Origin of the sequence: Brevundimonas sp., from assembly GCF_046293315.1 — a bacterium.
Lineage (GTDB): Bacteria > Pseudomonadota > Alphaproteobacteria > Caulobacterales > Caulobacteraceae > Brevundimonas.
Genome location: NZ_JBKBPF010000005.1, coordinates 183,038 through 202,660, shown reverse-complemented (window position 1 = coordinate 202,660; position 19,623 = coordinate 183,038). Strand labels below are relative to the sequence as shown.

At 69.4% G+C, this 19,623-nt stretch carries 23 protein-coding genes; 11 read left to right on the top strand and 12 right to left on the bottom strand.

Annotated features, from left to right (window positions below):
- Positions 1 to 3 precede the first annotated feature (3 nt).
- A complete protein-coding gene (locus ACK4SE_RS06675; RefSeq protein WP_409690242.1) occupies positions 4 to 1,257 on the bottom strand; it encodes a thiamine pyrophosphate-dependent enzyme in 1,254 nt (417 codons plus the stop codon).
- Positions 1,258 to 1,491: 234 nt separating this feature from the next.
- On the opposite strand from ACK4SE_RS06675, the gene ACK4SE_RS06670 reads away from it, so the two are divergent.
- The 5 genes from ACK4SE_RS06670 (at position 1,492) to ACK4SE_RS06650 (ending at position 7,437) form a co-directional block, all read left to right on the top strand.
- Positions 1,492 to 1,977 carry an Lrp/AsnC family transcriptional regulator gene (locus ACK4SE_RS06670; protein WP_409690241.1) on the top strand — a complete coding sequence of 162 codons (486 nt, stop codon included), beginning with the start codon at positions 1,492 to 1,494 and terminating at the stop codon, positions 1,975 to 1,977.
- 351 nt (positions 1,978 to 2,328) lie between these two features.
- Positions 2,329 to 2,598, top strand: coding sequence for a DUF6338 family protein (locus tag ACK4SE_RS06665; protein WP_409690238.1), 270 nt, complete (start codon positions 2,329 to 2,331; stop codon positions 2,596 to 2,598).
- Between the two features lie 179 nt (positions 2,599 to 2,777).
- Positions 2,778 to 3,695, top strand: coding sequence for a pirin family protein (locus ACK4SE_RS06660; RefSeq protein ID WP_409690235.1), 918 nt, complete (start codon positions 2,778 to 2,780; stop codon positions 3,693 to 3,695).
- Positions 3,696 to 4,536: 841 nt separating this feature from the next.
- Positions 4,537 to 5,334, top strand: a complete 798-nt coding sequence (locus ACK4SE_RS06655) for an exodeoxyribonuclease III (RefSeq protein ID WP_409690232.1) — start codon at positions 4,537 to 4,539, stop codon at positions 5,332 to 5,334.
- An 87-nt stretch (positions 5,335 to 5,421) separates the two neighbouring features.
- Complete coding sequence (locus ACK4SE_RS06650; protein WP_409690229.1) at positions 5,422 to 7,437, top strand: ATP-binding protein; 2,016 nt, start codon at positions 5,422 to 5,424, stop codon at positions 7,435 to 7,437.
- 3 nt (positions 7,438 to 7,440) lie between these two features.
- Here the strand turns inward: ACK4SE_RS06650 and ACK4SE_RS06645 are convergent, their stop codons facing one another.
- Both ACK4SE_RS06645 and ACK4SE_RS06640 read right to left on the bottom strand, forming a co-directional pair.
- A complete protein-coding gene (locus tag ACK4SE_RS06645) occupies positions 7,441 to 8,127 on the bottom strand; it encodes a response regulator transcription factor (RefSeq protein WP_409690226.1) in 687 nt (228 codons plus the stop codon).
- Positions 8,128 to 8,208: 81 nt separating this feature from the next.
- Positions 8,209 to 8,883 (bottom strand): YggS family pyridoxal phosphate-dependent enzyme, encoded by a 675-nt coding sequence (locus tag ACK4SE_RS06640; protein ID WP_409690224.1) that lies wholly within the window; start codon positions 8,881 to 8,883, stop codon positions 8,209 to 8,211.
- Here ACK4SE_RS06640 and ACK4SE_RS06635 point away from each other — a divergent pair.
- The gene (locus tag ACK4SE_RS06635; protein ID WP_409690222.1) at positions 8,882 to 9,532 is read left to right on the top strand and encodes a thiamine phosphate synthase; all 651 of its coding nucleotides are present in this window, start codon (positions 8,882 to 8,884) and stop codon (positions 9,530 to 9,532) included. The genes ACK4SE_RS06640 and ACK4SE_RS06635 overlap by 2 nt on opposite strands.
- On the opposite strand, the gene ACK4SE_RS06630 is transcribed toward ACK4SE_RS06635, so the two are convergent.
- A complete protein-coding gene (locus ACK4SE_RS06630; RefSeq protein ID WP_409690219.1) occupies positions 9,529 to 9,900 on the bottom strand; it encodes an NtrZ family periplasmic regulatory protein in 372 nt (123 codons plus the stop codon). The two genes, ACK4SE_RS06635 and ACK4SE_RS06630, sit on opposite strands and share 4 nt — an antisense overlap.
- A 351-nt stretch (positions 9,901 to 10,251) precedes the next feature.
- Between ACK4SE_RS06630 and ACK4SE_RS06625 the strand changes: the two genes are divergently transcribed.
- From ACK4SE_RS06625 to ACK4SE_RS06605, 5 genes are read left to right on the top strand one after another with little or no spacing between them, the layout of a single operon-like run.
- Positions 10,252 to 10,695 (top strand): DUF3576 domain-containing protein, encoded by a 444-nt coding sequence (locus ACK4SE_RS06625; protein ID WP_409690216.1) that lies wholly within the window; start codon positions 10,252 to 10,254, stop codon positions 10,693 to 10,695.
- Positions 10,696 to 10,717: 22 nt separating this feature from the next.
- On the top strand, positions 10,718 to 13,279 hold the full coding sequence (gene leuS / locus ACK4SE_RS06620; protein ID WP_409690213.1) for a leucine--tRNA ligase: 2,562 nt from the start codon (positions 10,718 to 10,720) through the stop codon (positions 13,277 to 13,279).
- A complete protein-coding gene (gene lptE, locus ACK4SE_RS06615; RefSeq protein WP_409690210.1) occupies positions 13,276 to 13,770 on the top strand; it encodes an LPS assembly lipoprotein LptE in 495 nt (164 codons plus the stop codon). Before leuS ends, lptE begins: the two co-directional genes overlap by 4 nt.
- A 33-nt stretch (positions 13,771 to 13,803) precedes the next feature.
- On the top strand, positions 13,804 to 14,256 hold the full coding sequence (locus ACK4SE_RS06610; RefSeq protein WP_409690208.1) for a DUF411 domain-containing protein: 453 nt from the start codon (positions 13,804 to 13,806) through the stop codon (positions 14,254 to 14,256).
- 29 nt (positions 14,257 to 14,285) lie between these two features.
- Positions 14,286 to 14,909 (top strand): prepilin peptidase, encoded by a 624-nt coding sequence (locus ACK4SE_RS06605; RefSeq protein ID WP_409690205.1) that lies wholly within the window; start codon positions 14,286 to 14,288, stop codon positions 14,907 to 14,909.
- Here ACK4SE_RS06605 and ACK4SE_RS06600 read toward each other — a convergent pair.
- The 8 genes from ACK4SE_RS06600 to gspG are packed head-to-tail and all read right to left on the bottom strand — an operon-like array spanning position 14,888 to position 19,591.
- Entirely contained in the window at positions 14,888 to 15,220 is a 333-nt protein-coding gene (locus tag ACK4SE_RS06600) for a hypothetical protein (RefSeq protein WP_409690202.1), read from the bottom strand. The genes ACK4SE_RS06605 and ACK4SE_RS06600 overlap by 22 nt on opposite strands.
- Positions 15,217 to 15,690 carry a type II secretion system protein GspM gene (gene gspM / locus ACK4SE_RS06595; RefSeq protein ID WP_409690199.1) on the bottom strand — a complete coding sequence of 158 codons (474 nt, stop codon included), beginning with the start codon at positions 15,688 to 15,690 and terminating at the stop codon, positions 15,217 to 15,219. Before gspM ends, ACK4SE_RS06600 begins: the two co-directional genes overlap by 4 nt.
- Positions 15,687 to 16,793, bottom strand: a complete 1,107-nt coding sequence (gene gspL, locus ACK4SE_RS06590; RefSeq protein WP_409690196.1) for a type II secretion system protein GspL — start codon at positions 16,791 to 16,793, stop codon at positions 15,687 to 15,689. The genes gspM and gspL overlap by 4 nt, the downstream gene beginning before the upstream one ends.
- On the bottom strand, positions 16,790 to 17,749 hold the full coding sequence (gene gspK, locus ACK4SE_RS06585) for a type II secretion system minor pseudopilin GspK (RefSeq protein WP_409690194.1): 960 nt from the start codon (positions 17,747 to 17,749) through the stop codon (positions 16,790 to 16,792). The genes gspL and gspK overlap by 4 nt, the downstream gene beginning before the upstream one ends.
- A gap of 26 nt (positions 17,750 to 17,775) precedes the next feature.
- Positions 17,776 to 18,357 (bottom strand): type II secretion system minor pseudopilin GspJ, encoded by a 582-nt coding sequence (gene gspJ, locus ACK4SE_RS06580; protein WP_409690191.1) that lies wholly within the window; start codon positions 18,355 to 18,357, stop codon positions 17,776 to 17,778.
- Complete coding sequence (gene gspI, locus ACK4SE_RS06575; protein WP_409690189.1) at positions 18,354 to 18,710, bottom strand: type II secretion system minor pseudopilin GspI; 357 nt, start codon at positions 18,708 to 18,710, stop codon at positions 18,354 to 18,356. Before gspI ends, gspJ begins: the two co-directional genes overlap by 4 nt.
- Positions 18,703 to 19,170, bottom strand: coding sequence for a GspH/FimT family pseudopilin (locus tag ACK4SE_RS06570; RefSeq protein ID WP_409690187.1), 468 nt, complete (start codon positions 19,168 to 19,170; stop codon positions 18,703 to 18,705). The genes gspI and ACK4SE_RS06570 overlap by 8 nt, the downstream gene beginning before the upstream one ends.
- On the bottom strand, positions 19,142 to 19,591 hold the full coding sequence (gene gspG / locus ACK4SE_RS06565; protein ID WP_409690185.1) for a type II secretion system major pseudopilin GspG: 450 nt from the start codon (positions 19,589 to 19,591) through the stop codon (positions 19,142 to 19,144). Before gspG ends, ACK4SE_RS06570 begins: the two co-directional genes overlap by 29 nt.
- Between the last annotated feature and the right edge of the window lie 32 nt (positions 19,592 to 19,623).

Here is a 19,623-nt window from a genome sequence, read left to right as displayed (position 1 = left end):
TGCTCATACGCCAACCTCGCGCCGCTGTTCTGTCAGGCGCCAGTCCTCGGTCGCATAGACCTCCTCGAACATGGTCTTCACGCTGGGCCGCGACTGGCCCAGGGTGCCGATGGCCTCGGCCTCGCGTCCCGCCGCGCGGACCTTTTCGACCGCATCGCGCTCGGCCTCGGCCTGCTGGTCGTCGGACCATTCGCCCAGCTTGATCAGGTGCTGCTTCAGCCGCATCACCGGATCGCCCAGCGGCCATTTCTCATGCTCGTCGCCGGGGCGATAGCGGCCGGGGTCGTCGGAGGTGGAGTGCGGGGCGCCGCGATAGGTGAACAGCTCGATCACCGTGGCGCCCAGATTGGCCCGCGCCCGCTCCTCGGCCCACTGGGTCGCCGCCCACACGGCCAGGAAGTCGTTGCCGTCCACCCGAAGGGCGGGCAGGCCGTAGCCCACGGCCTTGGAGGCGAAGGTGGTCTCCAGCCCGCCGGCGATGCCCTGGAAGGACGAGATGGCCCACTGGTTGTTGACGATGTTCAGGATCACCGGCGCCCGGTAGACGGACGCGAACGTCAGGGCGTTGTGAAAGTCGCCTTCCGCCGTGGCGCCGTCGCCGATCCAGGCGATGGCCAGCCGGTCGTCGCCCTTGTAGGCGCTGGCCATGGCCCAGCCCACCGCCTGCGGATACTGGGTGCCCAGATTGCCCGAGATGGTGAAGAAGCCGTAGTCGCGGCTGGAGTACATGATCGGCAGCTGCCGGCCCTTGATGGGGTCCGAGGCGTTCGAATAAATCTGGTTCATCATGTCGACCAGCGGATAGCCCCGCGCGATCAACAGGCCCTGCTGGCGATAGGTGGGAAAGCCCATGTCCTCGCGCGGCAGCACCATGCCCTGGGCCACCGCGATGGCCTCCTCGCCGGTGCACTTCATGTAGAAGCTGGTCTTGCCCTGACGGTGGGCGCGGTGCATCCGGTCGTCGAAGGCCCGGGTCAGGATCATGGCCCTGAGGCCGTTGCGCAGCGTCTCGGCGTCCAGCTTCGGATCCCACGGCCCCACCGCCTCGCCGTCGTCGTTCAGCACCCGCACCAGCCGGAAGGCGTGGTCGCGCATGTCCAGCGGCGGGGTATCGGTCCCGGGCCGGTCCACCGCGCCGGGCTCGTCCAGCCTCAGATGGCTGAAGTCCGGCGTGTCGCCGGGCCGGCCCGAGGGCTCGGGAATTCGCAGCGACAGCGGTCGTGCGTTCGGCCGCTTGGCCGGGGGCGTCTTGCTCATGGTCCGTCTCAGCGTCTGCGGCCGTTGGCGGGCGGGGCTTCCTCCAGACCGAAATCGGTCAGGTCGGACGATGTCCGACCGGGCTCAGATTTCGGTCCAGCATTATTAGTGGAGCCGCTATGGCTCCACCAAACGCATAGCACGAGGCATCGCTGCACGTCCGCCCAATTTTACCCTTGCACAAGGACGAATTGGGGTAGATTATTGCGTCAAATTGCAATTTGGAGAAACGGCTTGGCCGAAGAACTGGATCCCATCGACGCCCGCATCCTGGATATCCTGCAACAGGATGCCGGATTGCCGGTGGCCGAGGTGGCCGAACGCGTGGGCCTTTCGGCCTCGCCCTGCTGGCGCCGCATCAAGAGACTGGAGGATAGCGGCCTGATCCGCAAGCGTGTCACGCTTCTGGACGCCGATCTGCTGGGCCTGGACTTCGAGGTCTACGCCATCGTCAAGCTCAGCCTGCCCTCGAAAGAAAACCTGCAGATCTTCGAGGAGGCCGTCGCCCACTGGCCCGAGGTGATCCAGTGCGCCACCATCACCGGGCGCGAGGACTATGTGCTGCGCATCATCACCTGCGACATGCACGCCTTTGACCTGTTCCTGCGCGAGAAGCTGCTCAGCCTGGGTCTCGTCTCGGACTGCGAGAGCCATATCGTCACCCGCGGCGTGAAGAACGTCACCGCCCTGCCGCTGGCGCTGGTCACCCCGCACGTATAACGTGAAGCTGTGCCGAACCCGACCGACCTGATCAGCCTCAGCCCAGCCCAGTTCGCGGCTGTGATCGCGCTCTTCTTGCCGGGTTTTGTATCACTTCGCGTTGATCGCTTGCTTCACCCTCGACGTGGAAACGGCGCAGCTGATGATGTGCTCGACATCTTTGGCTATTCCCTGCTTAACGCAGGACTGCTGTCCTGGGCAGGCCTGCTAGCAGCTCAGCGTCTAACAGCGGTTGAGCCCGACTATGTCAGCCTCGGACTCTTGGCGGTTTTGATCTGTGTGGTTGGGCCGGCTCTTTGACCCATTCTGTTTCGCCTCTGCCAAAAATGGGCTGCCAAACGGGGATGGGTCATGAGCCCTCACCGTACAGCATGGGATGATTTCTTCAGTCGCAAGCAGCCGTGCTGGGTTGTGGTTCATCTCAGTGATGGTTCTCTGGTGGGGGGCTACTTCGGCGACCTGTCTGTAGCGTCCGTCGGCGCGGAAGCCGGGCACATCTATCTTGAGGAGCTTTGGCAGTTGGACGCCCAAGGCGTCTTCAAGAATGCCGTGCCAGAATCCAAGGGTGCAATATTCCGGCCCAGCGACTATCTTTGGCTGGAAGTTAGGAAGGACGACTGATGGCTAGAAGCCCCTCTCCCACAGCGCCTAGATCGCTGGAGAAAGGCGGGTGGTCGCCGGTAGCAAGCGGTCCGCGAAACCCACCTGTTGGGCCGTCGGCGATTCCGGTTCGCGTGGTGCCGCCCCCTCCGCCCTCGCCGCCCCCTGCGCGGAACCGCTAAGATGAACGGGATACGGCCATGATCGAGATGGTCATCGACGCACGCAAGAAGGACCTGGGCGGGTTCGAGGTGGGGCGGGTGCTGCCCTTCCACGCGCGGCGCATGGTGGGGCCCTTCGTCTTTCTGGACCAGATGGGGCCGGCCGAGTTCGCGCCGGGCTCGGACGCCATCAATGTGCGCCCGCACCCGCACATCGGCCTGTCGACCCTGACCTATCTGTTCGAGGGCGAGATCATGCACCGGGACAGCCTGGGCTACACCCAGGCCATCCGTCCCGGCGAGGTCAACTGGATGACGGCGGGCAAGGGCATCGTCCATTCCGAGCGCACCGACCCCCTGAAGAAGAGCCAGGGCGGCGCCATGCACGGGATGCAGGCCTGGATCGCCCTGCCCGAAGAGGCGGAGGAGGCCGATCCCGCCTTCTTCCACCACGGCGAGGCCGACCTGCCGGCCTATGAGAACGACGGCCTGTTCGCGCGGCTGGTGGCGGGCGAGGCCTACGGCGCGGCCGCCTCGGTCAAGACCTCCTCGCCCCTCTTCTATGTGCACTGGGAGATGGAGCGGGGCGTGCGCTCCGCCCCGCCGCCGGGCCGCGGCGCGGGCGGCATGAGCGAGCGGGCCGTGTTCGTGGCCCGGGGCTCGATCGAGATCGGCGACCGGGTGCTGCAGGCGGGCCAGATGGCGGTGCTGGAGCCCCACGCCGAGCCCACCATCAAGGCGCTGGAGAAGGCCTCGGTCATGCTGCTGGGCGGCGAGCCGGTGGGCCCGCGCATCATCTGGTGGAACTTCGTCTCCTCCAGCCAGGCCCGCATCGATCAGGCCAAGGCCGACTGGAAGGCCGGACGCATGGCCCTGCCGTCCGAGGACTCGCTGGAGTTCATCCCCCTGCCCGAAGAGCCCGCCGCCCCGAAACCGGAACCGACCCATCCGGTGTGAGCTCTTCCTTCTCCCGATGGGAGAAGGGGGAACCCGCGCACGAAGGCGCATCGCGGCTTCGTTCTGGCGCGGGGGATGAGGGTCGGATGGTCGAAGCAGTGAGACCCAACCCTCACCCTGCGCGCGAAGGACGGATGCTGGCGCATCCGTGCGCGCAGCCCTCTCCCACCGGGAGAGGGAAAATGCGGGACGAACTCTGCCCGTATCCCCGCATTTTTCGAGGCCAATGCATTGGCGGACAAGGCTTCGCGAAAAATCTTCGTCCATTTTTCCGACCGCGTTCGCGGGGGCCGTATGCTTCTCCCATCCCGTCGCACGGGAAGGGCGCTCGGCCGGCGACCTTGCGGCGACGGGCTGTGATCGAGCGGGACTGAGCGGCGGGGCGGATTACTCGCCGGGTCCAGGATGCGGAGCGCTGTCCGCACCTGCCCGTCCGGGGCCAAAACACCGGCTAGCGCCTAAGACGCGTGCCCACCGGGGGCTCTGGAACAACGATCACGCGGGGCGTCAGCCTTCGTCGAAACGGTATTTGTCTATCCTTACACCGGGCGATGGCCCGGCGCCCCGCTCCCTTCCCGCTAACCCGCAACGACGGGCGCTTCAGCCTGCGCGGCGTTCAGGGCCCAACACGCGCTCAGGCAGAGAGCGTCCGCGTCCCGAGCGGTAGCGCCTAAAGAATGCCCCGCGTCCCGAACGATAGCGCACAAAAACGCGCTCAAGCAGCGAGCGTCCGCGACGCGAGCGGTAGCGCACAAATATCCGCTCAAGCAGCGAGCCGCCGCGCGGCGAGCGGTAGCGCACAAAAGTAGCGCGCCACCCCCTAATCCTCTAGGTCCGACCCATGTCCCTTCGTGTCGTCACCTGGAACGTCAACTCCGTGCGTCTGCGGGCCGAACAGGTCGCCCGCTTCGTGGCCGAACAGGCGCCGGACGTGCTGTGCCTGCAGGAGATCAAATGCCTGCCGGACCAGTTTCCGGAGGCCGCCTTCAGGGACATGGGCCTGCCCCACCTGAAGGTCTCGGGCCAGAAGGGCTGGCACGGCGTGGCCATCGCCTCGCGCCATCCGATCGCCGACGCCCCCGACCTGTCCGCCTGCCGCGAAGGCCACGCCCGCTGCGTCTCCGGCGTCATTGAGGGCGTGGAGATCCAGAATTTCTACATCCCGGCGGGCGGCGACATCCCCGACCGGACCCTGAACCCCAAGTTCGATCACAAGCTGGACTTCTACGCCCGTCTGACCCGCCAGTTCGCCGCCCGGGACCCGAAGGCGCCCCTGCTGGTGGCCGGAGACCTGAACATCGCGCCCGGCGAGAACGACGTGTGGAACCACCGCTACATGTCGAGGATCGTCAGCCACACCCCGGTGGAGGTGGAGGCCATGCGGGCGCTTCAGGCCTCCCTGGGCTTCACCGACGTGATCCGCGACGCCCATCCCGAGGACCAGAAATTGGCCAGCTGGTGGAGCTACCGCGCCGCCGACTTCCGCCAGTCCAATCGCGGCCTGCGGCTGGATCACCTGTGGACCTCGCCGGGCCTGACCCCGGCCGTCATTCCCGGTTCCGCCCGCATCCACGAGGATGTCCGCGCCTGGGAACGGCCCAGCGATCACGCCCCTGTATCCCTCGACCTGGCGGTCTGACCACAGAGCGCCAGACATTAACGCGCCCGCAACTCCCGGTGGCGTTCAATGTATCTGAACAAGATCAGGCTGGTCCGGGGAGGGCTGATGCCGGGGCACCGAGCAACGCGCGCACTGACAGCCGCCCTGAGCCGGGGCCTGGGCCTGTGGCACCTGCGCACGCCCCTGAAGATGGTCGTGGCCTTCTCGGTGGTTCTGACCGCCATCGCCGTGATGGGCGTGGTCCTTTTCGCCCACATGCAGTCGGTCAAGCGGTCCGAGGCTGCCGTCGCCGTCGCCCTCGAAACCCTCGCCGCCTCTGCAGCCGCGAGGTTCGACCTGGCGCGACAGGAAAACTCGCTGCGCGGCTACATGCTGACAGGCGAGCCCTACTACCTGCGCCGCATCGAAACCGTGCACCGCCCCAACTATGTGGAGCACGCCGCCGCACTGGCCCGGCTGGCGACCAATGACCCTCCCATGGAGGCGCAGGTCGCAACCCTGAACGCCGCCTACGCGCGCTGGGAGGCCGAGGCCATGACGCCGGCCATGGCGCTGGCGGCGGATCCGGCGCGACGGGCCGAGGCCGTGACCCTCGTGGGCGAGGCTGGCTTGGCGGACAGCCTGATCGCTCCGGCCGAGGATGTTCTCGACGTCATTCGCGATGACGCGCGGCTCGCCCTCCAGACCCACAACGGGGCCAGCAACCGGGCGCTCATCGTGATGGAGATCGCGCTCGTCGCGGGCATCCTGATCGCCGCCCTGATCGCTGCTGGCATGGGCGCCGTTCTGGTGCGGGACATGGGGACGCCCATCTCCGCCCTGACCCGAATCATGCGACGCCTCGCGAACGGGGAGACCGATTTCGTCGCGCCCGGCGTCGGCCGCCGCGACGAAATCGGCGACATGGCCCGGGCGGTGGACACCTTCCGTCGCGCCGCCGTGGTCAAGGCCCGCCTCGAGGCGGAGGCCGAGGAGCATCGCCGCCATACCGAGGCCCTGATGATCGAGGCCCAGGCCGCCAACCGCGCCAAGTCCGAGTTCCTGGCCACCATGACCCATGAGCTGCGCACGCCGCTGAACGGGGTGCTGGGCATGGCCCAGATCATGGCCCACGACGAGCTGTCGCCCGCCCAGCGGCAAAGGCTCGGCACCATCCATGAGTCCGGCGGCGCCCTGCTGCGCATCATCAACGACATCCTCGACATCTCCCGCATCGAAGCCGGGCGCCTGTCGCTGGAGCCTGCGCCCTTCCACATGCAGGAGCTGGCCGACGACCTTGCGGCGCTCTACGCGCCCCTTGCTGCGGACAAGGGACTGGCCTTCGCCATGACGGTCGCTCCAGACGCCGGCGGATGGTTCATGGGCGACGCCGTGCGGCTTCGCCAGGTCATGGGGAACCTGTTCTCCAACGCCCTGAAGTTCACGGAAACGGGTCAGGTCGAGGGCCGCATCGACCGCGAGGACGGCGTCCTGCGCCTCAGCGTCACCGACACCGGTCCGGGCATAGCCGCCAAGGACCGCGGCCGCCTGTTCGACCGCTTCGTGCAGGCAGACGGCTCCAGCACCCGGCGGTACGGCGGGGCCGGATTGGGTCTGGCCATCTGCCGGGACCTGGCCGCGCTCATGGGCGGAACGATGACGGTCGAGAGCGCCCCGGGCGAGGGCTCCACTTTCGCCCTGGAGATCGCTTTGCCCCCCAGCGAGCCCGCGCCACGCGAAGAGGCCGCCAGCCCGTCGCCAGACCGGCCGGTACGCGTCCTGATCGCCGAGGACAATCCCGCCAATCGCCTCGTTCTCTCGACCCTGCTCAGCCAGTTCGCCATCCAGAGCGAGGCGGTGGAAGACGGCGAGGCGGCGGTCGAGGCCTGGGCGTCGGGCGACTGGGACGCCATCCTCATGGACATCCACATGCCGAAAATGGACGGTCTGGCCGCCACCGTCGGCATACGTAAACGGGAACAGGCCGAGGATCGCCCGCGCACTCCGATCATCGCCGTGACGGCCAGCACCCTGGCTCACGAGACCGACGGCTATCTGGCGGCCGGCATGGACGGCTGGGTGCCCAAGCCCGTGGACGCCCGGCGCATGCTGGACACGCTGAAGAACGCGCTGGGAGTCTAGCCCTTAGGGCTGCAGCCGATAGCCGCCGGCGTCGGTGACCAGCAGGCGCGCCTGGCCGGGCTCGGGCTCGATCTTTTGACGCAGGCGGTAGATGTGCGTCTCCAACGTATGGGTGGTGACGCCTGCGTTGTAACCCCACACCTCGGTCAGCAGTTCCTCGCGCGACACCGGCTTGGCCCCGGCGCGGTAGAGGTACTTCAGGATGTTGGTTTCCTTCTCCGTCAGCCGGATCTTCTTGTCCTTGTCGCCCATCAGCATCTTGTTGGCGGGCCGGAACTCGTAGGGGCCGATGGCGAAAACCGCGTCCTCGGACTGTTCGTGGCTGCGCAGATGGGCGCGGATGCGCGCCAGCAGCACCCCGAAGCGGAAGGGCTTGGTGACATAGTCATTGGCCCCGGAGTCCAGACCCAGAATGGCGTCTGAATCGGCGACCGCTCCGGTCAGCATGATGATCGGCGCCTTGACCCCGGCCTTGCGCATCTGACGGCACGCCTCGCGGCCGTCCATGTCGGGCAGGTCCACATCCAGCAGGATCAGGTCCGCGCGGATCTCCTTGCCCATGCGCACGCCGTCCGTCGCCGTGGCGGCCTGGACGGTCTTGAACTCGTCATGCATGTCCAGCTGCTCGGCCAGGGCCTCGCGCAGTTCATTGTCGTCGTCGATGATCAGCAGGGTCTTGGATTGCGCCATACAACAAGAATGGCGAGCGCCGGGCCGATCGCCAAGGCTTGAACGCCGAAATTCGCTCTTCCGGCGGGACTTTGCGACCGATCAGGGGGCGGAGCGGGCGCCGAACAGGCCCGAACCCACGCGAACATGGGTCGCGCCGAAGCGCACGGCCGTCTCATAGTCCCCGCTCATGCCCATGGACAGCACCCCGAGGCCGTTGCGGGTGGCGATTCGCGACAGCAAGGCGAAATGCAGGGCCGGCTCCTCCTCCAGCGGCGGAATGCACATCAGGCCCTGAAGGTCGAAATCGTAGTCGGCGCGGACCTCCTTGATGAAGGCGTCGGCGTCGGGGGGGATGATCCCCGCCTTCTGCGGCTCCTCGCCGGTGTTGATCTGGATCAGGACCTGCGGCCGGATTCCAGCCTTCATGCCGGCTTCAGCCAGCGCCCGCGCCAGCTTTTCCCGGTCCAGGGTCTCGATCACGTCGAACAGGGCAAGGGCCTGGTCCGCCTTGTTGGATTGCAGCGGCCCGATCAGCCGCAGGTGGAGATCGGGCGTAACCGCGCGGCGCTCGGTCCAGCGGCCCTGCGCCTCCTGAACCCGGTTCTCGCCGAAGACGCGCTGGCCGGCGTCAAGTGCGGCCTGGATGGCGGCCTCGGGCTGCTGCTTGGAAACGGCGGTCAGCGTGATATCCGAAGGATCCCGCCCCGCCGCCCGCGCCGCCTTGGCGATGCGGCGGCGCACCGTGTCCAGGGCTGAGGCGACGAGAGAATCCATGGTCCTGTCCGACGAAGCGACCCGGTTGTGGGAGACGGCCAAGGCCTTAAACCGCGGCGCCGCCCGTGTCAGCCCGTCGGCGGCGCGCCTGCCGCCCCTGATCTTCGTCACCGACCCCGACCGCACACCCGGTCCATGGGAGACCGCCGCCCGCCTGGCCGCCGGCTCGGCGGTGATCTATCGCGGCTTCGGCAGGCCGCAGGCGGAGTCGGACGCGCGACGGCTGAGGGGTGTCACCCTGGAGGCGCAAGTGCGTCTGCTGATCGGGCTGGATATCGCGCTGGCCATCGCCGTCGGCGCGGACGGGGTGCACCTGCCCGAGCGCGCCCTTCACCGGGCGGGGGAGGCGCGGGCGGCGGGACTGATGCTGGTCACCGGCGCAGCCCATTCGCCAGAGGCGCTGGACCGGGCTGCGGACATGGGGCTCGACGCCGCCGTGCTGTCGCCGGTGTTTGCGACCGCCAGCCCGTCCGGCGGCGAGGCGCTGGGCGTGGAAGGCTTCGGCGCGTTGGTTTCAGCGGCGCGTTTGCCTGTTCTGGGGCTGGGCGGGATTGATGCGGCAAGCGCGCCAGCGCTCGCCTCCAGCGGGGCGGCCGGGATATGCGCGGTCGACGGGATCGTCAGGGCCTTTGGCCCGTCGTCCGTCTAGAATTTGAAGATGGTCTCCAGCCGCACGCGGGGCTGGGAGCGGCGGTCCGATTCAACTGGTCGCGCCGGATCGGTCTGCGGCTCGGACAGGGAGGCGGCGGCGCCGACGCGAAGGCGCGGGTTGAGGCGGTAGTAGGCGCCGGCCTGAACGTCGCTCCAGTCCGCTTCACGACCGACCGGCTGGCTGAGGTTCAGGTCGAGGCCCCAGCGGCCGTCCTCGTTCCACTGCAGGCCGCGGCGCGGCGTGTCGCGCTCGGACACCAGATCATTGCGGACCGTAGGGGAAGTCTGGACAGCGGCGCGGGCGGAGTCGCGAGTCTGCGCCGAGGCGTCCTGCGCCGTCGCCGTCAGGGCCGCCGCAGCGGCCATCGCAACAATGAGTCCCTGGACCCGCATCACCCGTTTCCGCCCCTTTAGCGGCCTGGACCGTTGTTCGTCCCTCGCCGACCGGTCGGTGTGACCGGTACCGGCATCGTCGATTAGACATGGTCTCACAGCCCGGTCAACGCAATGCGATGGCCCTGACAAGGTTCCGTGACAGGTTCATGCAGGTCTGTGGCTCGCGCAACACGGGAGTTCCCCGACGAGAATGCGAAGGACCGCTTGTCAGCGCGGCGGTTCGCCATGCTATAGACCCTGAGGGCGGTCCGTGGGGGCGCGGCGCCGGTCGTCCGGTCGCATGCGCCCGGCGGTGCGGCAATACATTTGACGGAGTTTCCCATGGCCATCACCCGCGGCGTGTCGATCGCCCTGATCGCCTCCAGCGTCGCCCTGGCGAGCTGCAGCAGCCTGAACCCCCTTTCGCGCGGCGACAGAACGGCCTCGGCCGGGACCGAGCAAGGCATCGGGGTCAACAGTTTCCTGTGGCGCGCCTCGCTCGACACCCTGTCCTTCATGCCGCTGATCACTGCGGACCCGTGGGGCGGCGTGATCAACTATGACTGGCACACCCCGGCCGCGTCGCCGAACGAGCGTTTCAAGGCCACGGTCTTCATCCTCGACACGCGGCTCCGCGCCGACGCCCTGAATGTCACCGTGACCCGCGAGGTCCGCAACGAAGCGGGTCAGTGGATCGCCCAGGCGGTGAATCCCCAGACCGAAACGGATCTGGAGAACGCCATCCTGACGCGGGCGCGCCAGCTGAACCTCGCCCACGCCGGCTGATCGCCGGAGCCAGACTGACCGCATGACGCGATACGATCCCCGGACGGCCGAGCCTCGCCAGCGTGAACGCTGGGAGGCGGCGAAAGCCTTCGTGACCCCGACCGGCGACACCGGGCGGCCGAAATACTATGTGCTGGAGATGTTCCCCTACCCCAGCGGGAACATCCACATGGGCCACGCCCGCAACTATGTGATGGGCGACGTGGTGGCTCGGCACAAGCGGGCCCAGGGCTTCGATGTGCTGCACCCCATGGGCTGGGACGCGTTCGGCATGCCGGCCGAGAACGCGGCCATGGAGCGGGGCGTGCACCCCGGCGACTGGACCTGGTCCAACATCGCCGCCATGCGCGACCAGCTGAAACTTCTGGGCCTGTCGCTGGACTGGAGCCGCGAGTTCGCCACCTGCGATCCGGCCTATTACGGCAAGCAGCAGGCCTGGTTCATCGAACTGCTGAAGCGCGGCCTGGTCTATCGCAAGGAAGGCGTCGTCAACTGGGATCCGGTGGACAACACCGTCCTGGCCAACGAGCAGGTGATCGACGGCCGCGGCTGGCGCTCCGGCGCCGAGGTCGAGAAGAAGAAGCTGACCCAGTGGTTCCTGCGGATCACCGACTACGCCGATGATCTGGTCGAGGGGCTGTCCACCCTCGACCGCTGGCCCGAGAAGGTCCGGCTGATGCAGGCCAACTGGATCGGCCGCTCCACCGGCGCCCGGGTGACCTGGCCCCTGAAGGGCGAGGTTCCCGAAGGCTTCGACAGCGTCGAGGTGTTCACCACCCGGCCCGACACCCTGTATGGCGCGTCCTTCGTGGGTCTGGCGCCCGATCATCCGCTGTCGGCCGCCATCGCCGCACGCAGCCCCGAGGCCTTGGCCTTCATCGCCGACTGCAAGAAGGGCGGCGCCAGCCAGGCCGAGATCGACCAGGCCGAGAAGATCGGCTTCGACACCGGCCTGACCGCCGTCCATCCGCTGGACCCGACACGCACGGTCCCGGTGTGGATCGCCAACTTCATCCTGTCGGAATACGGCACCGGCGCCATCTTCGCCTGCCCGGCCCACGACCAGCGCGATCTGGATTTCGCCCGCAAATACGACCTGCCGGTCATCCCGGTGGTGCGCCCTGACAGCGCCGGCGAGGACTTCCACGTGGCCGACGAGGCCTATGTGGGTCCCGGCCGCATCTTCAACTCGGCCGATCTGGACGGGCTGGACGTGGAATCCGCCAGGACGGCGGCGGTGGCCCGCATCGAGGCGGCCGGCCTCGGCGAAGGCGCCACGGTCTATCGCCTCCGGGACTGGGGCGTGTCGCGCCAGCGCTACTGGGGCTGCCCCATCCCCATCATCCATTGCGAGGCGTGTGGACCGGTCCCGGTCCCGGCTGACCAGCTGCCGGTGGAACTGCCCAGGGACGTGACCTTCGACGTGCCCGGCAACCCGCTGGACCGGCACCCCACCTGGAAGCATGTGGCATGCCCCTCGTGCGGTGCGGACGCTCGCCGCGAGACGGACACCCTGGACACCTTCGTGGACAGCTCGTGGTATTTCGCGCGCTTCACCGATCCCACCGCCGACGCGCCCATCGACAAGGCGGCGGCGGACCGCTGGCTGCCGGTGGACCAGTACATCGGCGGGGTCGAGCACGCGATCCTGCACCTGCTCTACGCCCGCTTCATCACGCGGGCCCTGTCCGATGCGGGCCTGATGAACGTGAAAGAGCCGTTCGCCGGCCTGTTCACCCAAGGGATGGTGGTCCACGAGACCTACAAGGCGGCCGACGGCAAGTGGATCGAGCCGACAGACGTGGAAATCGTCACCGGGGGCGACCGGCGCACAGCCATGCGCCGCTCCACTGGCGAGGCCCTGACCATCGGCGACATCGAGAAGATGTCGAAGTCCAAAAAGAACGTGGTCGCCCCTGAAGAGATTCTGGAGGCCTACGGCGTGGACGCCGGGCGCCTGTTCGTGCTGTCCGACAGCCCGCCCGAGCGTGACGTGCAGTGGACCACCGGTGGTGTCGAGGGCGCCAGCCGCTTCGTGCAGCGGGTCTGGACCGAATTCGACGGCTTCGATCCCGCCAGGGCTGGCGACGCCAGGCTGGACGAGGCCCTGCGCCGCGAGACCCACAAGGCCATCAAGGCGGTCAGCGAGGGGGTCGAGGGCTTCCGCTTCAACGCCGCCATCGCCAAGCTGTACGCCTTCGTGGCCGTCATCCGCGCCCATGCGGAGGCGGGCGGCGAGGCCCGGCGCGAGGCCCTGTCGGCCTTGGCCCGTCTGATCGCGCCCTTCACCCCGCACCTGGCCGAGGAATGCTGGAGCCGCCTGGGCGAGGAGGGCATGGTTCTGGACGCGCCCTGGCCGGCATACGACCCGGCGCTGGCCACGGACGACGAATTGACCCTGCCCATCCAGATCAACGGCAAGCGGCGCGGCGAGGTGGTGATGCCCCGCGGCGCGCCTGAGGATCAGGTGCGCGAGGCGGCTCTGGCGAACCCGGCGGTTCAGGCCTACCTTGCCTCGGTCAGCCAGTCGGTCCGAAAGGTCATCGTGGTGCCCGACCGCATCATCAATCTGGTGGCCGGATGATCCGTCTGGCCCGCATCGGCGCCGCTGTCAGCGCCCTGCTGATGCTGGCCGCCTGCGGTTTCACGCCCCTGTACGCGGAGCCCGGCGTCTCGCCGACCCTGTCGCGCATCTCGGTTTCGGTCCCGGACACCCGGACGGGCTACGAGCTGCGCCAGGCGCTGGAGGATGAGCTGGCGTGGGACCGCGGCCAGACGCCCCTGTGGCGGCTGCAGACCGACGTGGAGCAGCGCCGGGTTGCCCTGGGTCGCCGGGTGGACGACACGGTGTCGCGCTATGAACTGGTGATGATCGTGCGTTACCAGCTGGCGCCCGTCTCCGGCGGGGAAACCATCACCGACGCGGTGACTGCGACGGTCACCTACGCCGCCGCCGACCAGGCCTATGCCGCCATCGCCGCCCAGCGCGACGGCGAACAGCGCGCCGTGGCCGAAGCGGCGCGCCTGATCCGCCTGGACCTGTCACGCGCCCTGGCCGACCTGAACCGGCCATAGGGATCGGCCCCTCCGTCTGAAGAGGACGAGCTCATGTCTCTGAACCGACGCACCCTGCTGACGGCGGCGGCTCTGCTGGCGCCCGGCGCCGCCCTGGCCCGAACCCGGGCCATCACCGTCTACAAGACACCGACGTGCGGTTGTTGCGACGGCTGGGTGGAACACCTCCAGCGCGCGGGCTTTGCAACCACGGTCGAGATTCTTGACGATCTGTCGCCCATTCGCCGTCGCCACGGCCTGCCCGACCGACTGATGTCGTGTCATTCGGGTGTGGCGGACGGCTACATCTTTGAGGGTCACATCCCGGCGGCCGACGTCATCCGCATGCTGAACGAGCGTCCCCGCGCGGTGGGACTGGCCGTGCCCGGCATGCCCCTTGGCTCGCCGGGGATGGAGGTTTCCGGACGGGCGGGGCAACCCTATGAAACCCTGCTGGTGCTCAACGGTGGCGCCACCCGGGTCTTCGCCCGGCACAACCAGGGCTGAGGCGAATGGGCCCGGGCGAGGCGGGGCTGATGCTGGTTCTGCCGCTCGCAGGGGCCGGAGCGGCAGCGGGTTTCGGCGCAGCCATGCTGACGGCGCGCCTGGACGAAAACGGACCGAGGCGCGCCTCGCCCATCCTCATGACCGGACTCGCGGCGCTCGGCGCGGCGGCCGGTGCGTGGTCCCTCTTCGGTCCAGCCCCTATCGTTGTCACCGCCCTGCTGGGCTGGGGCCTACTGCTGATCGCGGCCGTCGACGCCCGGCACTTCTGGCTGCCGGACTGGCTGACCCTGCCGCTGCTGGCGGGCGGGCTGGCGGCGACGGCGCTGTTCGACCGGGCCGCCCTGATCGACCATCTGATCGGCGCAGCGGTCGGGTTTGCCGTGTTGTGGGGGATCGCCGCGCTCTATCGCCGGACGCGCGGACGCGAGGGGCTGGGCGGCGGCGACTTCCGCCTGCTGGCCGCGGCGGGCGCTTGGGTCGGCTGGATGGGCCTGCCCAGCGTGCTGCTGTGGGCCTCGGTGGCTGGATTGAGCCTCGTTCTGGCGCGTCTGGTCCTGCAGCAGCCGGTTTCGGGGGAGGACCGCCTGCCCTTCGGCGTGTTCCTGGCGCTGGGGATCTGGATGACCTGGCTTTACGGGCCGCTGGGCCTGTAGACGGCGAAGCCTTCCAGCGGGATGGGCTCGCCCGAGGCGTCACGCACCGTCACCGCGCTCAGGCGCTCTGCGGCGTCGCCCGCCAGCATCAGGGCGAACGGATTGACCGAAACCCTCAGGTCGCCCAGCGGCATGACGCCCGCCCGCGCCCCGACGACCCGCCCGCCCCAGAACGGTCCCTCCACCCGGTCGGCGGACAGGCCCAGATCGTCGGCGCCCGCCATGCCCAGAACCAGACGCAGCGGCGTCAGCACCGCCAGCATGAGCACCAGCGACGCGGCGAAAACGAGAATCAACGTCAGCCGGCTCACGGGGCCACGGTCCCCTGCGCCTGCAGGGTGGCGTCGGCATTCTCCAGCACGCTGAGGCTGGCGATGGTCAGCCCGGCCCGCTCCAGAGCAGCGATCCAGCCGAACAGCCGGGCGGTTTCAGCCGACTCCACCGCGAAGCTGACGCCCCCGCCCTCAGCGGTCACCTGAACTGCGACGCCCGCGTCGGCCGCGCTATTGGTCAGCAGGCCTTCTATGTCGGCAGGAGTGCGGGCGACGCCGCGGGATGGGTCGATCCCGGCCGCCGCCGAGGCCAGGGCATGGGTCTGGACCGCGGCGTGCAGCCGGTCGGCGGCGCCCGCCTTCCACGCCAGCAGGGGCGCGAGGATCAGGAACCACGCCAGCACCAGCGCCAGCACCCCGCCGAGTACGCCCAGCATCACGTGCTCGCGGGCTGTGCGGCCGTCCCACCAGACCCGGGCGGTCTTCATCTGTTCATTGAAGGCGTTCATGCGGCGGCTCCGATGATCACGTCGCTGACCATGCGGCCGCCCTCCTCAAGGGTGGTCTCGTCGGTCAGGCCGAGGCCCGAGGCGGCGAGGGCGGCGTCCAGCGCCTCCAGATCGCCATAGGCGCCATAGGATACCGTGGCCCTCACCTGGCCGTCGGCATAGACCGACAGGGCGTCCAGCTCGGTCCCCTCCACCTGCTCCACGGCGGCGAACAGGGCGGCGGTGACGCCGGACACCCCGCCGGATGCGGCCGTGGCGTTCAACCGGCGCAGGGCCTCCGCCTCCGGGTCTGCGTCCGGCGCCATATCGGGGAACGCCTGACGCAGCATGGCCGTGCTCTGGCTGTTCAGATCCCGCGCCGCCAGATCGTCCCGCGCCGCCGCCACCCCGAGCAGAAGCAGGGGCGACAGGACCAGCAGGCCGGCCATCACCGCCGCGCGGCGCCAGACCCCCAGACCGTCGTCGGCGGCGCGGGTGCGGCCGATCAGATTGACCGGCGGGTTCAGGGCGGCCTGAACCAGCATGGCCTCGACGTCTTCGGCCCGTTCCACCGGGGTCACGGGCCGTTCGCCCGCGATCAGCGGCGCCAGATCCGGCTCCACCGTCACCGACAGGTCGATGCCCCGCAGGGCGGTCATCGGCCCGAAGCCCACCGAGGTCAGGCCCTCGCCCTGCTGGGGAGGCGCCACGGTCAGATGATCCGGCACGATCACGTCCGGCGTCACGCCGAGGGACTCGGCATAGGCGATCCAGGCGTCCACCAGCGCCGCATTGGCCACGGCCACCAGGCGCCGGCCGTCGGTCTCGCGGCGCGGGCCCAGCGACACGCGCAGACGGTCGGGCGGGGCGGCCAGATCGTCACGCAGGGCCCACAGGGCGGCGGCCCGCCCCTGCGCCTCATTGCGTCCGGGCAGATCCAGCCAGCGGACCATGACGTCGGCCCCGGGCGCCACGGCCACGGTGCGCATGGGGGTCGGCGGGGCGCCGGCGCGGTCGAGCGTCAGCAGGCCGCGCTGCAGCACGTGGCCGTCGCGGTCCACCGCCAGCCAGGGGGAGGGCTGGTCCGCCGACGGCGCCAGCAGGAGAAGTCGGGTCAGGGTCATTCGTCGGTTGTCCATCGGCGCGCCACGGTGCGGACCGCCCCGCCGGGGGCGGCCTCGATCAGGGCGCTCATGACCGCCTCGGCGCCGCCGTGGGCGACCCGGGCGTCGAGGGCGAAGAAGCGGGTGAAGACGCCGGCCTGGTCATAGGCGGCGTTGGAGGGGGTGATGCCCGCCAGGGCCGGCTGGCCCCAGAAGGCGGCGGTGTTGGTCCAGCCGCCGGGCGGCCGCGCCCCGATCACCCGGCGGGCGGCGGTTTCCGAGAGCCGACCATCGGTCATCATGACCAGCAGCACCGCCTGATCCGGCGTCAGGGTGTTCACATTGATGGCGGTGACGCCGGTTACCGGCAGGGCGCAAAGATGGGGCCGCAGGCGGCCGTAGTCCTCGGCCGATACCCCGCGCACGGCGCGCAGTTCGCTGACTTCGGCCAGCAGGGTCCCGCCGGTGCGGTAAGGCGTCGCCTGACCGGCGTAGGCGCCGTCCTCTCCGCCGAGGGGCTCGGACCGGCTGTCGGTATCGATCCAGTCCACCAGCCCGTCGGCCACGGCCCGCGCCCGCGCCTCGGCCACGCCCACCGCGCGGGACAGGGCCAGGAACTGGCGCACCCCGTCGTCGTTGCGGGCCAGCGCCTCACCCTCGCCGGACACGACGCTGTTCAAGTTGAAGCACGCCTGACCATCGCGCACGGTCACGCGGATCGCGCCGCCCTCATCGACCGGAAAGTCGAAGGTGCGGCCGTTCCATTCGGGCTCCAGCGGCGTGCGGCTGCTGTTCTGGTCCATCAACCGCCGCACCTGACTCCGCGCCAGGGTTTCGGCGCCCAGGCCGTACCATTGGGCCTGATCCATGGCCGATGCGTTGGTGGCCCGCCGCACGGAGAAGCGGATGTCGTCCAGCATGACCACGGACAGCGCCGCCATTACCGCCACCAGCAGCAGGACGGTCAGAAGGGCCATGCCCTCACGTTCGCGTCGGGAGGGCTTCATGCGTCGGCCCCCGCCACCATGAACAACTGGCTGACCGGGCCGTAGCCGTCCAGTGTGAGGTCGATGCGCACCGCGTCGGGCAGGGGGCGGTTCCGGGTCGGGCGCCAGCCGGCGATGGGATCGCCGTCGAGGATGGCTGTGACCTGTGCGCTCTCCACATTCTCCAGCAACACCTGCGGCTCGGCCGGGCGGGCCCCGTCCAGGCGCTCGCGCACCCGCCGCTCGAGCCGGCCATCGATCAAGCGGTAGTCGACCCGCTGCATGGAGGCGCGCTGGGCTTCCCCGGGATTGATCCAGCCGCGGCGGGTGACGGCGAACAGGGCCTCGCCGCCCAGCTCGAACGCCGGCTGGGGCGCGCCGTCCGCGCCGCGCACCCGCCGGGGCGCCGCCTGTCCCAGATCGGCCCGCATCAGGGCGCGGGTGCGCTGAAAGGCGGCGGTGCGTTCGCTGGCGTCACGCACGGCCAGGCGGTTGTCGATAGCGAAGGACAGCAGGCCCACCCCCGCCGAGGCGATCATGGCGAAGATGGCCAGGGCGACCAGAACCTCGACCAGGGTGAAGCCCGCGCGCCGGGTCATTGGACGCTCCGGAACACGGCCAGATCGGCGGCGTGCTCGCCGTCGTCGCTGACGGAAACGTCGATGCGCAGGATGCCGGGGTCTTCGGTTGCGGTCACGGTGCGGGTCCAGCGCCAGTCGCGCCCGGCCAGTTGCACCTGCCCGTCCTGGGTTCCCTGTGAGGGCGGATCGCGGGCGATCACGGCCTCCACCGCCACGTTCTCGGCCACCACGGTGCCGAAGGTGCGGGTCTCGGCGCGCACGGCCGAGCGCACCCCTTCGCCCATGAGGTTCAGCAGGGCCAGGGCCGCCAGGCTGAAGACGCCCAGGGCCACCACCATCTCGATCAGGCTGAACCCCGGCCGCTCAGTCATCCACGCGCACCTCGCCGGAGCCGTCCACGGTCACGCTCACCGTCCCATCTCCGCGCGACAGGGCCACGGTGAGTGGCTCGGCCATGCCGGTGGGGTCGAAGGCGGTGCGGGCCGTCTCGCGCGGCAGGGTGACGCGCACGTCCTCGCCCCAGTCGGCGCGGCGGAACATACCGTCTTCCAGCGGCCCCCATTCTCCGCCCGTGAACACCTCGAAGGCGTAGCCGCGTGCATCAGCCGTCACCGCCACCGGACGGCCGGTCAGGATGGCCTCTTCCCTTGCGCGCACCAGCCGTGCGGCGAAGACCTCGGCCTGCTGGCCCACCGGCGGGCGCGGATCGGGCAGGGTCATGACCACGGCCCCCGCGGCCAGACCGATCAGGGCCGTGACCACCATCACCTCGACCAGGGTGAAGCCGGCGCGGCGGAGCCGGTCAGCGCCAGTTGGAGATGTCGGCGTCATTGCCCTCGCCCCCTTCCTGGCCGTCGGCGCCCAGGGAGATGATCTCGAAAGGGCGGTTGTCCCGGCCCGGTTGCCGGTACTGATAGGGGTTGCCCCACGGATCGTCGGGCAGGCGGCGCACATAGCCGCCCTGGCGGTAGCGTTCCGGCCGGGTCAGGCTCGCGGGCGGGCTGACCAGCGCCTGAAGGCCGTCCTCGGTGCGGGGGAAGGTCAGGTTGTCGAGGCGATAGGTCTCAACCGCCTGCTCCAGTACGGCGATGTCGGCCGTGGCCTTCTCGACCATGGCGCGATCCTGGGCGGGCAGGACGTTGATGACCACCACCGTGGCCAGCAACCCGATGATGACCACCACCACCATGACCTCGACCAGGGTGAAGCCCGCGCGTTTGCGGCGGTTGGCGCGGACGCGCGGCGCCCTCAAGCAGCGAGCCGCCGCGCGGCGAGTGATAGGGC